11 protein-coding genes, 1 rRNA gene and 1 pseudogene are annotated in these 12,289 nt (G+C 72.7%); 2 read left to right on the top strand and 11 right to left on the bottom strand.

The annotated features are described in order from the left end of the window. Positions 1-133: 133 nt before the first annotated feature. The 4 genes from recN to ACWCV3_RS28230 form a co-directional block, all read right to left on the bottom strand. Positions 134-1,852, bottom strand: a complete 1,719-nt coding sequence (recN, locus tag ACWCV3_RS28245; protein WP_451229970.1) for a DNA repair protein RecN — start codon at positions 1,850-1,852, stop codon at positions 134-136. Between the two features lie 63 nt (positions 1,853-1,915). Continuing rightward, on the bottom strand, positions 1,916-2,842 hold the full coding sequence (locus tag ACWCV3_RS28240) for an NAD kinase (protein WP_451229964.1): 927 nt from the start codon (positions 2,840-2,842) through the stop codon (positions 1,916-1,918). Next, complete coding sequence (locus tag ACWCV3_RS28235) at positions 2,839-3,654, bottom strand: TlyA family RNA methyltransferase (RefSeq protein ID WP_451229961.1); 816 nt, start codon at positions 3,652-3,654, stop codon at positions 2,839-2,841. The genes ACWCV3_RS28240 and ACWCV3_RS28235 overlap by 4 nt, the downstream gene beginning before the upstream one ends. A gap of 58 nt (positions 3,655-3,712) precedes the next feature. Continuing rightward, entirely contained in the window at positions 3,713-3,964 is a 252-nt protein-coding gene (locus ACWCV3_RS28230; protein ID WP_451229959.1) for a hypothetical protein, read from the bottom strand. A gap of 42 nt (positions 3,965-4,006) precedes the next feature. On the opposite strand from ACWCV3_RS28230, the gene ACWCV3_RS28225 reads away from it, so the two are divergent. Beyond that, positions 4,007-4,354: a sterol-binding protein gene (locus ACWCV3_RS28225; protein WP_451229956.1), complete on the top strand. Its 348-nt coding sequence runs from the start codon at positions 4,007-4,009 to the stop codon at positions 4,352-4,354. Here the strand turns inward: ACWCV3_RS28225 and ACWCV3_RS28220 are convergent. The 4 genes from ACWCV3_RS28220 to ACWCV3_RS28205 are packed head-to-tail and all read right to left on the bottom strand — an operon-like array spanning position 4,338 to position 8,374. Then, on the bottom strand, positions 4,338-5,210 hold the full coding sequence (locus ACWCV3_RS28220) for an ABC transporter ATP-binding protein (protein WP_451229954.1): 873 nt from the start codon (positions 5,208-5,210) through the stop codon (positions 4,338-4,340). The two genes, ACWCV3_RS28225 and ACWCV3_RS28220, sit on opposite strands and share 17 nt — an antisense overlap. Continuing rightward, positions 5,207-6,253: a FecCD family ABC transporter permease gene (locus tag ACWCV3_RS28215; RefSeq protein ID WP_451229951.1), complete on the bottom strand. Its 1,047-nt coding sequence runs from the start codon at positions 6,251-6,253 to the stop codon at positions 5,207-5,209. The genes ACWCV3_RS28220 and ACWCV3_RS28215 overlap by 4 nt, the downstream gene beginning before the upstream one ends. Then, positions 6,250-7,293 carry a FecCD family ABC transporter permease gene (locus ACWCV3_RS28210; RefSeq protein ID WP_451229949.1) on the bottom strand — a complete coding sequence of 348 codons (1,044 nt, stop codon included), beginning with the start codon at positions 7,291-7,293 and terminating at the stop codon, positions 6,250-6,252. Before ACWCV3_RS28210 ends, ACWCV3_RS28215 begins: the two co-directional genes overlap by 4 nt. A gap of 55 nt (positions 7,294-7,348) precedes the next feature. After that, positions 7,349-8,374 (bottom strand): HAD hydrolase-like protein, encoded by a 1,026-nt coding sequence (locus ACWCV3_RS28205; protein WP_451229946.1) that lies wholly within the window; start codon positions 8,372-8,374, stop codon positions 7,349-7,351. Between the two features lie 71 nt (positions 8,375-8,445). Here ACWCV3_RS28205 and ACWCV3_RS28200 point away from each other — a divergent pair, with 71 nt between their 5' ends. Then, complete coding sequence (locus ACWCV3_RS28200; RefSeq protein ID WP_451229944.1) at positions 8,446-9,729, top strand: DUF1015 family protein; 1,284 nt, start codon at positions 8,446-8,448, stop codon at positions 9,727-9,729. 78 nt (positions 9,730-9,807) lie between these two features. Here the strand turns inward: ACWCV3_RS28200 and ACWCV3_RS28195 are convergent, their stop codons facing one another. The 3 genes and pseudogenes from ACWCV3_RS28195 to rrf form a co-directional block, all read right to left on the bottom strand. Further along, on the bottom strand, positions 9,808-10,518 hold the full coding sequence (locus tag ACWCV3_RS28195; protein WP_451229967.1) for a hypothetical protein: 711 nt from the start codon (positions 10,516-10,518) through the stop codon (positions 9,808-9,810). Between the two features lie 477 nt (positions 10,519-10,995). Then, a pseudogene (locus ACWCV3_RS28190) lies at positions 10,996-11,925 on the bottom strand (hypothetical protein); the annotation flags it as partial. Positions 11,926-11,987: 62 nt separating this feature from the next. Next, a 5S ribosomal RNA gene (gene rrf, locus ACWCV3_RS28185) occupies positions 11,988-12,104 on the bottom strand. Between the last annotated feature and the right edge of the window lie 185 nt (positions 12,105-12,289).

Genomic DNA, 12,289 nt, shown 5'->3' with positions numbered 1-12,289 from the left:
CCGGGCGAGCCCCGGCGCCGCGAGCACGAGCACCGCCCCGGCCGCGCGGCCGGGGCGCACGTCGAGCAGATTGGCAGTGTGCGCGGCGCCCGCGATGGCCCCCGCGAGCCCGGCGTGATCCGGACGAAAGACCCTAGCCCTCCGCGCGGGCGGTGGCGAGGAGTTCCTCGGCGTGGGCGCGGGCGGCCTCGGAGTCCTCCTGGCCGGCCAGCATGCGGGACAGCTCGCGGACGCGGTCCTCGCCCTCCAGGACCTTCACGCCGGACCGGGTGACCGAGCCGTCGTTGGTCTTCTCCACCAGCAGTTGCCGGTCGGCGAACGCGGCGACCTGCGGGAGGTGGGTGACCACGACGACCTGCGCGGTCCGGGCGAGCTTCGCCAGCCGCCGGCCGATCTCCACGGCCGCCTTGCCGCCGACCCCCGCGTCCACCTCGTCGAAGAGGTACGTCGGCACCGGGTCGGTTCCCGCGAACACCACCTCCACGGCGAGCATCACACGGGACAGCTCACCGCCGGAGGCGCCCTTGGCGATGGGCCGGGGCGGCGCGCCGGGGTGCGGGGCGAGCAGCAGCTCGACCTCGTCGACACCGGTGGGCCCGTAGGCGACGGTACGGCCGCCGGCCTCGACGCCGTCGGCGTCCTCGGTCTGCCGGATGTCGAAGGAGACCCGCGCGTGCGGCATCGCCAGCGAGGCGAGTTCGGCGGTGACGGCGGCGGCGAACCGCTCGGCGGCCTCGGTGCGCGCCTTGGTCAGCGTCTCGGCGAGCGCGCCCAGTTCGACGCCCAGCGCGTCCCGCTCGGCGGTGAGTTCGCCGATCCGCTCGTCGTCGCCGTCGAGCTCGGTCAGCCGGGCCGCGCCCTGCTCGCCCCAGGCCAGCACGGCCTCGATGTCCTCGCCGTACTTGCGGGTCAGCGCGGTCAGCGCGGCCCGGCGCTCCTCCACCGCGGCCAGCCGCAGCGGGTCGGCGTCCAGGTCGGAGGCGTATCCGGCCAGCTCGCCGGCGACGTCGGCCAGCAGGATGCCGATCTCCCCGATCCGGTCGGTGAGCGCTGCCAGTGCCGGATCGTGGGCCCGGACAGCCTCCAGTGCCCGGTGGGCGCCCGCGACCAGGGTGGAGGCGTCGATGCCCTCCGGGTCCTCGGGGTTGCCCGCGAGGGCGGCGTGCGCGGCGCTGGCCGCCGCGGCGAGCGCCTCGGCGTGCCCGAGCCGCTCCGCCTCCTCGGCGAGTTCGGTGTCCTCCCCCGCGCGGGGTTCCACGGCGGCGATCTCGTCCAGGCCGTACCGCAGCAGGTCGGCCTCCTGGGCCCGCTCGCGGGCGCGGGTGACGATCTCCTCCAGCTCGGCGGCGACGGCCCGCAGCCGCCGGTACGCCTCGGTGTACGCGGCCAGCGGGCCGGAGACGGCCTCGCCCGCGTACCGGTCCAGGGCCTGCCGCTGCCGGGACAGCTTGAGCAGTCCCTGCTGGTCGGTCTGGCCGTGCACGGCCACCAGTTCGTCGGCCAGCTCGGCGAGCAGCCCCACGGGCACGCTGCGCCCGCCGAGATGCGCGCGGGAGCGGCCCTCGGCGGAGACGGTACGGCTGATCAGCAGGGCGCCGTCGTCCAGCTCGGCCCCGGCCTCCTCGGCGCGTACGCCGGCGAAGGCGCCGGCGGCCAGGGCGATCCGCCCCTCCACCACCGCCTTGCCCGCACCGATCCGCACGAGCGCCGGGTCGGCGCGCCCGCCGAGCAGCAGGCCCAGGCTGGTGACCACCATGGTCTTGCCAGCGCCCGTCTCACCGGTGACCGCGGTGAACCCCGGCGACAGCTCGACCACGGCGTCGTCGATGACCCCGAGCGACCGTATCCGCATCTCCTCCAACACGGAACAGACCTTACGAGGTCCGGGGCGCGCCGCGCACACGGGCCGCCGCTGTCACTCCGAGGAGTGGTCCCGGGCGCCGCGCCAGCCGGTGGTCGGCAGGGCGAACTTCGCCACCAGCCGGTCGGTGAAGGACGCGTGGTGCAGCCGGGCGAGCCGGACCGGCACCGCGCCGCGCCGGACCTCGACCCGCGCGCCGGGCGGCAGCTCGATGGTGCGGCGGCCGTCGCACCACAGCACTCCCGGCGGGACGTGCGGGAGCACCTCGACGGCGAGGACCGAGTCGGGGGAGGTGACCAGCGGCTTGGCGAACAGGGCGTGCGCGCTGATCGGCACCATGAGCAGTGCCTCCACCTCGGGCCACACCACGGGCCCCCCGGCGGAGAAGGCGTAGGCGGTGGAGCCGGTGGGGGTGGAGAGCACGATGCCGTCGCAGCCGAACGCCGTGACCGGGCGGCCGTCGATCTCCAGCACCACTTCGAGCATCTTCTCGGCGGACACCTTCTGCACGGCCGCCTCGTTCAGGGCCCAGTCGGTGTGCACGATGTCACCGTTGCGGTGCACGACCACGTCGATGGTCATGCGCTCCTCGACCTCGTAGGAGCGGGCCACCACGCGGTCCACCACCCGGTCCAGGTCGTCCCGCTCGGCCTCGGCGAGGAAGCCGACGCTGCCGAGGTTGACGCCGAGCATCGGCACCCCGGAGGCGCGGGCGAACTCGGCTCCGCGCAGCAGGGTGCCGTCACCGCCGAGGACGATGAGCAGTTCGCAGCCGTCGAGTGACTGCGGAGTCGCCTCCTTGACGAGTTCGACCCCTCCCGGCTCTCCGGGCAGCGGCAGGTCGCACGCCTCCTCCTCCAGCACCCGCACCCCGATGCCGGACAGCAGCAGTCCCTTGACCACGAGTTCCGCACTGCGGATCGCCGCGGGACGCCCGGTGTGGGCGAGCAGGAAAACAGTACGCGCTCGGTTCTGTGTCAACGCGGCCCCTCCGCAACTGCACGATCGATGTCGGCCGGGTCGATCTCGGGGGCTCCGGCACGCAGCCAGAGAAAGTACTCGACGTTGCCGGACGGGCCCGGCAGCGGACTCGCGGTGACTCCTCGCACCCCGAGACCCAGCTCCCACGCCTTGTCGGCCACCCCGCGCACGGCATCCGCCCGCAGTTGCGGACTCCGTACGACACCCCCGCTGCCCAGCCGTTCCTTACCCACCTCGAACTGCGGTTTCACCATCATCACCAGATCCGCGTCCGGCGTCACGCACCGCTTGAGGGCGGGCAGTACCAGATGGAGCGGGATGAAGGACAGATCGCCCACCACCAGGTCCACCGGCTTCCCGTCGATCACCTCCAGCGTCAACTCCCGTACGTTCGTACGGTCCTTGACGACGACCCGTTCATCGTTGCGGAGGGACCAGGCGAGTTGTCCGTATCCGACGTCCACGGCGACGACCTGGGCGGCGCCGGCGCGCAGCAGGACGTCGGTGAAGCCGCCGGTGGAGGCGCCGGCGTCGAGGGCGCGGCGGCCCTCGACCACCAGGCCCCGCGGGACGAAGGCCGCGAGGGCGCCGGCGAGCTTGTGACCGCCGCGCGAGACGTAGTCGGGGTCGGAGTCGTCGCTCAGCACCACGATCGCGGCGGCGGTCTCCACCTGGGTGGCCGGCTTGGTCGCCACGGTCTTGCCGACGGTGACCCGTCCGGCGGCGATCAGCATGCTGGCGTGCTCGCGCGAGCGCGCCAGCTTGCGGCGGACCAGTTCCGCGTCGAGACGGCGGCGTGCGACTCCTGCCACGTTCGGTTCAGCTCCTGCTCAGGTCTTCGTGCGTCGGTACGGCGGTGCGGGCCCGGCCTCACCGGGAGGCGGGTGCCGGACCGTCCGGGCGGGCGTCGAGCGCGTCCAGCGCGTCGCGCAGCCCTTGGTGTACATCCTCGTACACGCCGAGGTGCCCGTCGGTGGGCAGGTGGTCGGCGTCGGCCAGCCGGGTCAGGCGGGCATCGATCCCGGCGTCCCCGGTGGGGGTGCGGGGGACGGCCAGCGGCGCCGGGGCCGCGGGGTCGGACTCGGGCGCCGGGGGCACGGACTCGGGCGCGGACTCGCTCATGCCCAGACGCTACCGCGAACGGCTGGGGTACCGTCGTGCCCGATGGCCACGATCGAGGAGTGCCGTACGGCACTGGAGAAGCTTTCGGACAGCATGAGCGCCGCCGAGGGCGACGTCGGCGCGGCCGCCGCGCTGGACCGCTCGGTGAGCTGCCATGTCACCGACCTGGACGTCACCTTCGCCGGGCGCATGCGAGGCGGCCGGATCGAGGTGGCCGAGACCCTGCCGGGTCCGCCGGGGGAACGGGCCCAGATCCGGCTGGCGCTGACCGGCGACGACCTGGTCGCCCTGGTGGCCGGCGAGCTGGACTTCGCCCGCGCCTGGGGTTCGGGCCGGGTGCGGCTGGAGGCGGGCCTGATGGACCTGTTCCGGCTCAGGAAGCTGCTGTGACCTTCGCCGCCCGCGCCTTGCGGGCGGCGGGGACGACGAGCGGGGTCCCGGTCTCGGGGTCGTCGATGACCTGGCAGCGCAGCCCGAAGACCTGCTCGACCAGGTCGGCGGTGACGATGTCGTTCGGTGCGCCCTCGGCGATGACCTCGCCGCCGCGCAGGGCGATGAGGTGCGTGGCGTAGCGCGCCGCGTGGTTGAGGTCGTGCAGGACGGCGACGAGGGTGCGTCCCTGCGTCTCGTGCAGCTCGGCGCACAGGTCGAGGACGTCGATCTGGTGCTGGATGTCGAGATAGGTGGTCGGCTCGTCCAGGAGCAGCAGCGGGGTCTGCTGGGCGAGGGCCATGGCGATCCAGACGCGCTGGCGCTGGCCGCCGGAGAGCTCGTCCACGTACCGCTCGGCCAGCTCCGCGACTCCGGTGCGCGCCATGGACTCCCGCACGACCCGCTCGTCCTCGGCCGACCACTGGCGCAGCAGCCCCTGGTGCGGGTAGCGCCCCCGGCCGACCAGGTCGGCGACGGTGATGCCGTCCGGCGCGACGGAGGACTGCGGGAGCAGCCCCAGGGTGCGGGCGACCTTCTTGGCGGGCAGCGACTGGATGGCCTGGCCGTCGAGCAGCACCTGGCCCCCGGCCGGCTTCAGCATCCGCGACAGCGCACGCAGCAGGGTTGACTTGCCGCACGCGTTGGGGCCGACGATCACGGTGAAGGAGTTGTCCGGTATCTCCACCGACAGCCGCTCGGCGATGACGCGCTGTTCGTAGGCGAGGGTGACGTTCTCGGCGGACAGGCGGTTCACGGTGCTGGTACTCCCAGGGGTGCTCGGTTCGGTTTCGGTCCGCTCCGCTCCGGTGCTCATACCCGGCCCGCCCGGCGCTCGCCGACCAGCAGCCACAGCAGATAGGCGCCGCCCACGACACCGGTGACCACGCCGACGGGCAGCTGGTCGGCGCCGAAGACACGCTGGCAGACCCAGTCGGCGGTGACCAGCAGCGCGGCTCCCATGCACAGGGAGGGCACGAGGTTGGGGCCCGGCGAGCGGGTCAGCCGCCGGGCGAGCTGGGGCGCGGTGAGGGCGACGAAGCCGACGGGACCCGCGGCCGCGGTGGCGGCGGCGGTGAGCAGCACGGCGCCGGCCATCAGCACCAGCCGCACCCGGTGCACCCGCACCCCGAGGGCGGACGCCACGTCGTCGCCCATCTCCAGCGTCCTGAGGCCCCGCCCGTGGGCGAGGACCACGGGAACGACGACCGCGCACAGGATCAGCAGCGGCCGGACCTGGGTCCAGTCCCGGCCGCTGAGCGACCCGGTCATCCACACCACGGCGCGGGCCGCGTCGACGATGTCGGCCTTGGTGATGAGGTAGCTGTTGACGGCGGTGAGCATGGCGGAGACACCGATGCCGACCAGGACCAGCCGGTATCCGTGCACTCCCTGCTTCCAGGCGAGCAGGTAGATGCCGAGGCCCGTGACCAGGCCGCCGACCAGGGCGCCCGCGGTGACGGCGGCGGCGCTGCCGGAGAACAGCACGATCACCACCAGCGCGCCCGCGGTGGAGCCCTGGGCGAGACCGAGCACGTCGGGGCTGCCGAGCGGGTTGCGGGAGATCGACTGGAACAGTGCCCCGCCGAGCCCCAGCGACGCGCCGACCAGCAGCCCCACCAGCAGCCGGGGCAGTCGCAGCTCGTTGACGATGAAGTCCTGGTACGGGTTGCCGCCGCCGAAGAGGGTCCGCAGCACGTCCGCCGCGGGGATGTGCGCGTCGCCGGTGCCGATCAGGGCCACACCCGCGGCGAGCACGGCCGCCAGCAGCAGGACGACGACGATCAGGGAGCGCGGGTCCAGGCGCAGCGAGAGCCCGCCGGGGGTGCGTAGCGCACGGCTCCGGGAGAGTGTCTTCACAGGTGAGCCGTCTTCCGCCGTCGTACGAGAAGGATGAAGACCGGGCCGCCGATCAGCGCGGTGACGATGCCGACCTGGATCTCGGCGGGCCGGGCGACGAGCCGGCCGGCGATGTCGGCGCCGAGCAGCAGCACGGGCGACAGCACGGCGGCGTACGGAAGGATCCAGCGCAGGTCGGGCCCGGTGAAGGAGCGCACCATGTGCGGCACCATCAGGCCTACGAACATGACCGGGCCGCACGCGGCGGTCGCGGCACCGCACAGCACGGTCGCCGCCAGCATGGCGAGCGCGCGGGTGCGGTCGAGGTGGGCACCGAGCGCGCGGGCGGTGTCGTCGCCCATCTCCATGGCGTTCAGCGGCCGGGCCAGGGCGAGCGCGAGGACCATGCCGGCCAGCAGGAACGGCAGCACCTGGACGATGGTCCGGTCGTCGGCGGAGTCCAGCGAGCCGACCGTCCAGAAGCGCATCCGGGACAGCGCCTCGTCGTCCGTGATCATCACGGCCTGGAGGTACCCGTACAGGGCGGCCCCGATCGCGGTGCCGGCCAGCGCGAGCCGCACCGGGGTGGCGCCCCGGGTGCCGCCGAGGAACCACACCAGCGCGCCCACCACGGCCGCGCCGGCGAACGCGAACCAGACGTAGCCGCTCAGCGAGGTCACGCCGAAGAAGGTGATGGCGGTGACGACGGCGGCCGAGGCACCCGCGTTGATGCCGAGCAGGCCGGGATCGGCCAGCGGGTTGCGGGTGAGCGCCTGGAGCACCGAGCCGGACAGCCCGAACGCGGCCCCGGCCAGCAGACCGAGGACGGTGCGGGAGATCCGGTCCCGCACCACGATGTCGGCGTAGGTCCCGCTGTCGTGGAACAGTCCGTGCCAGACGAGGTCCGGCGCCAGCGACTTGGCGCCGACACCGATACTCGCCAAGGCGACGACCGCCAGCAGCAGGACGGCCGGCAGTAGCCCGAGGGCACGCACCAGCCGTCGCTTCGGGGGCGCGGGGGCGGTCGCCGCGCGCTGTCCGGGAGGACTCTCGACCAACACGCAGTTAGGTTAGCCTACCCTCCATTAGTTTTGATCCCGCCCGTCTGGCGAAACCTCAGAGACCGAGCCTGGCCAGGGCCTTCTCCGCGTCCAGCGTGCAGGTGCCGTCCCCGGCCGCCGTCCAGGCCGCCGCGCACAGCGCCCGCAGGCCGTCCAGCTCGGACCCCTCGCCCGACAGCTCCAGGCGATCCGGGCCCGCCGTGGCGGTCCAGCCCCCGCAGCGGAAACCGTCGCCGTCCCCGGCCACCTCCGGCTGCCCGGTCAGCAGCCCGCGCAGGTCGGCGTCGACATACGTCGGCCGGTGCTGCGGGGGCGCGGCGAGCAACTGGGCCCCGTCGGTGACCCCGGTCAGCACCAGCAGCGAGTCGACCTCGCCGTTGCAGGCCCCCTCGATGTCGGTGTCCAGCCGGTCCCCGACCACCAGCGGCCGCTTCGCTCCGGTGCGCAGGATGGTCTCCTTGTGCATCGGGGGCAGCGGCTTGCCCGCCACCTGCGGATCGGCGCCGGTGGCGATCCGGACGACCTCCACGGCCGCGCCGTTGCCCGGCGCGATCCCCCGCCCGCTCGGGATCGTCAGATCGGTGTTGGACGCGAACCACGGCACCCCGCGCGCCACCGCGTACGACGCCTCCGCGAACCGCCCCCACGGGAAGTCCGGGCCGCCGTACCCCTGCGCCACCGCCGCCGGGTCGTCGTCCGCCGAGTCCACCGGGATCAGCCCGCGCTCGCGCAGCGCCACCCGCAGCCCCTCGCCGCCGATCACCAGCACCTTCGCACCGGCCGGCACCTGCTCGCTGATCAGCCGGGCCACCGCCTGCGCGGAGGTGATCACGTCCTCGGCGCCGGTCGGTATGCCCAGCTCGGTCAGGTGCCCGGCCACCGCGTCCGGGGTGCGCAGGGCGTTGTTGGTGACGTACGCGAGGTGCATGCCGCCACGGGCGTCGGCCAGCGAGTCCACGGCGTGCGCGATGGCCTCGCCGCCCGCGTACACCACCCCGTCCAGGTCGAGCAGCGCCGTGTCGTACGCCTCGTGCAGGGGCCGCTCACTGCCTTCGGGGCTAGTCCTGACGCTCCGGCTCATCCGTACCGCTCCTCGTTCGACGTCTTTCCCCCGATCATCCCGCAACCCGCCCGCACACGTACGATGCCGGGATGAACATCGCAGGTCACTCGGAAGCAACGGCGCCCCGAGGTCTGGAACTCACCCCGTTCCGCGGCCTTCGTTACGACCCCGAACGGGTCGGCAGTCTGGCCTCCGTCACCTCCCCGCCGTACGACGTAGTGGTACGCCCGGACGGCCTGCACCACCTCCAGGACGCCGACCCCCACAACATCGTCCGGCTGATCCTGCCCCAGGCCGACACGCCCGACGTCCGCAACGAACAGGCCGCCGACACCCTGCGCCGCTGGCTCGCCTCGGGCATCCTCGCCCCCGACCCGGTCCCCGCCCTGTACGTGTACGAGCAGCAGGACGTGGACGGCCTGCTCCAGCGCGGTGTCATCGGGGCCCTGCGCGTCTCGGAACCGGAGGAGGGCGTCGTCCTCCCGCATGAGGACGTGATGGAGCCGGTGGTCGCGGACCGCGCGGGCCTGATGCGCGCCACTCGCGCCAACCTGGAGCCCCTGCTGCTGACGTACCGCGGCGACGGCGCCACCTCGGAGGCGATCGAGCGGACCGCGAAGCTGCCGCCCCTGCTGACGACCACCACCGAGGACGGCGTGCGGCACCGCCTGTGGAACCTGACCGACCCGGCAGAACTGGCCCTGGTCCGCGAGGACCTCTCCCACCACCAGGCTCTCATCGCCGACGGCCACCACCGCTGGGCCACCTACCGCCTGCTCCGCGCAGAGCATCCCTCCCCCGGTCCCTGGGACCTGGGCCTGGTCCTGCTGGTCGACACCGCCCGCTACCCGCTGCGCGTCCGCGCCATCCACCGCCTGCTGCACGGCCTGCCGGTGGCGGACGCCCTGGCCGCCGTGGGCGACCTGTTCCGGGTACGGCACCTCGCGGTACCGCTGCCCGAGGCCCTTCAGGCCCTGGCCGAGGCCGCCGGCGAGGGCAATGCCTTCCTGCTGGCCGGCGACGGCGCCTTCCACCTGCTGGACCGCCCGGACCCGGCCCTGCTGGACCGCGCGGTCCCGGCCTGTCACCCGCCCGCCTGGCGCTCCCTGGACGCGACGGTCCTGCACTCCGTACTGCTCGACCACGTCTGGCACATCCCCGAGGACTCCCCCGCGCACATCGCATACATCCACGACACGGCGGCCACCGTCGCCAAGGCGGAACGTGGCGGCGGCACGGCGGTGCTGCTGCATCCGGTGCGCGAAGAGGTCGTACGCGAGCTGGCCAGGCAGGGGGTGACGATGCCGCGCAAGTCGACGTCGTTCGGACCGAAGCCGGCGTCCGGGCTGGTACTGCGGATGGTGGACATCTGAGAGCGGCTCCGGCTGCTTCCGGGCACGAAAAAGGGCGGGACCGCCGGGGTCCCGCCCTTTTTTCGTGTGCTTCCCGGATCAGTCCTCGGTGGAGTCCTTGATCTGGACGGTCTTCGGCTCGTCGGCCTCGGGCTCGTCCTCGTCCGAGGGCTCGTCCTCGGTCGTGGTGTTCTCGTCCACCACGACCTTCACGACGGTCTCCGTCTCGGCGTCGTCCTCGTCCATCGCGTCGACGAACTCGACACCGTCCAGCTCGGCGAGCCGGTCGGAGGCGTCGGTGCTGCCGTCACGATCGGCCTCGACGGCCTTGGCGAACCACTCCCGCGCCTCGCCCTCCCGGCCGCCGGCCAGCAGAGCGTCCGCATAGGCGTAGCGCAGGCGGGCGGTCCAGGGCTGGATGGAGTTGGAAGCCAGCTCCGGGCTCTGGAGGGTGACGATGGCCGCGTCGAGCTGGTCCATGTCACGCCGGGCACCGGCGGCGACGAGCCGCATCTCGACCTGGCCGGCCTTGTCCAGCTTCTGCACCTCGGGGGCACCGGCCATGTCCAGCGCCTTCTCCGGACGTCCGAGCCCACGCTCGCAGTCGGCCATCACGGGCCACAGCTCGGTGTTCCCGGTCATCCGGCGGGCGGCACGGAACTCGGCCAGGGCCTCGCTGTACTTCTGGTTCGCGTAGGCGGCGAAACCGGCGGCCTCGCGCACGGCGGCCACACGGGACGCCAGACGCAGGGCGACCTTGGAGTAGCCGTAGGCGCCCTCGGGGTCCTCGTCGATGAGCCGCGCGACCATCACCAGGTTCCTGGCGACGTCCTCCGCGAGCGTCTTCGGAAGGCTCTGCAGCTCCTGGCGGACATCCTTGTCGATCTCGTCGCCGGTGACGTCGTCCGGAATCGGGAGACGCTTGATCGGCTCGCGGTCGCGGTCCCGCTCGTCACGACCCCGGTACCCACCGCGGTCGTCCCGGCGGTCGTCACGGTACCCACCGCGGTCACCCTGCCGGGCGCCCCGGTCGTCGCGTCCCCGGTACCCGCCACGGTCGCCGCCCCGGTCGTCCCGGCCACGGAAGCCGCCCCGGTCACCACCACGGCTGTCGTCACGGCGGAACCCTCCACGGTCGCCACCCCCACGGCGGTCGTCGTCGCGACGGAAGGACGGGCGGTCCCCGCCACGGTCGTCACGGCCACGGAATCCACCGCGGTCGTCACCGCGACGGTCGTCGCGACGGAAGTCACCACGGCTGTCATCACGACGGAACGACGGACGGTCACCCCCACGGCGGTCGTCGTCGCGGCGGAAGGACGGGCGGTCGCCGGAACGCTCGTCGCGGCGGAACGACGGACGGTCCCCGCCACGGTCGTCGCGACGGAAGTCACCACGGCTGTCATCACGACGGAACGACGGGCGGTCGCCGGAACGATCGTCACGACGGAACGACGGACGGTCGCCGGAACGATCGTCACGACGGAACGACGGACGGTCGCCGGAGCGCTCATCACGGCCACGGAAACCGCCCCGGTCGTCACCACGACGGTCGTCGCGACGGAAGTCACCACGGCTGTCATCACGACGGAACGACGGGCGGTCACCGGAACGCTCGTCACGGCGGAAGGACGGACGGTCCCCACCACGGCGGTCGTCGTCGCGGCGGAACGACGGACGGTCCCCACCACGGCGGTCGTCGTCGCGGCGGAACGACGGACGGTCCCCACCACGGTCGTCACGGCCACGGAATCCACCGCGGTCGTCACGGCCACGGAATCCACCGCGGTCGTCACCACGACGGTCGTCGCGACGGAAGTCACCACGGTTGTCATCACGACGGAACGACGGACGGTCACCGGAACGATCGTCACGGCGGAAGGACGGACGGTCCCCGCCACGACGGTCGTCGTCACGGCGGAACGACGGGCGATCGCCGCCCCGGTCGTCACGGCCACGGAAACCGCCACGGTCGCCACCGCGGCTGTCGTCACGGCGGAAGCCGCCGCGGTCCCCGCCGCGGTCATCGCGACGGAAAGAGGGGCGGTCGCCACCACGGCGGTCGTCACCACGGTCGTTGGACCGGTGCGACCCACCGCGGTAGCCGCCACGATCACCGCGGTCACCACTGTCCCGTCGCCGCTGGTCGCGCTCCGGTCGGTCGTCGGGAGAGTTGGTGGACATCGGGTGACTCCTGTCTTCGGGTACCACAAGCATTGTAAAAACAAAAGGACCCCTGGTCCCAGCTGAACGCTGGGACCAGGGGTCCTCCAAAGATTGTTCGGCGGCGTCCTACTCTCCCACAGGGTCCCCCCTGCAGTACCATCGGCGCTGTGAGGCTTAGCTTCCGGGTTCGAAATGTAACCGGGCGTTTCCCTCACGCTATGACCACCGAAACCCTAATGGTTTCGAGCGAACAAGCACACTTTTTATTTGTGAGTTCGAGTTCAGCTCTGAACCGGCAACTGTTCGTTGCCTCAGAACTTACACAGTGGACGCGAGCAACTGAGGACAAGCCCTCGGCCTATTAGTACCAGTCAACTCCACCCGTTACCAGGCTTCCATATCTGGCCTATCAACC

The organism is Streptomyces sp. NPDC001781 (assembly GCF_053596035.1).
The sequence above is the reverse complement of the archived record's forward strand: the minus strand, read 5'-3'. Positions and strand labels throughout refer to the sequence as shown.

Excerpts from the sequence above, each read along its gene's own strand:
- ACWCV3_RS28225 (WP_451229956.1), top strand. The coding sequence starts at position 4,007 with ATGGCCACGATCGAGGAGTGCCGTACGGCACTGGAGAAGCTTTCGGAC.
- ACWCV3_RS28195 (WP_451229967.1), bottom strand. The coding sequence starts at position 10,518 with ATGGTCGCGCGGCTCATCGACGAGGACCCCGAGGGCGCCTACGGCTAC.
- ACWCV3_RS28230 (WP_451229959.1), bottom strand. The coding sequence starts at position 3,964 with ATGAGCGAGTCCGCGCCCGAGTCCGTGCCCCCGGCGCCCGAGTCCGAC.
- ACWCV3_RS28220 (WP_451229954.1), bottom strand. The coding sequence starts at position 5,210 with ATGAGCACCGGAGCGGAGCGGACCGAAACCGAACCGAGCACCCCTGGG.
- ACWCV3_RS28200 (WP_451229944.1), top strand. The coding sequence starts at position 8,446 with ATGAACATCGCAGGTCACTCGGAAGCAACGGCGCCCCGAGGTCTGGAA.
- recN (WP_451229970.1), bottom strand. The coding sequence starts at position 1,852 with ATGCGGATACGGTCGCTCGGGGTCATCGACGACGCCGTGGTCGAGCTG.
- ACWCV3_RS28205 (WP_451229946.1), bottom strand. The coding sequence starts at position 8,374 with ATGAGCCGGAGCGTCAGGACTAGCCCCGAAGGCAGTGAGCGGCCCCTG.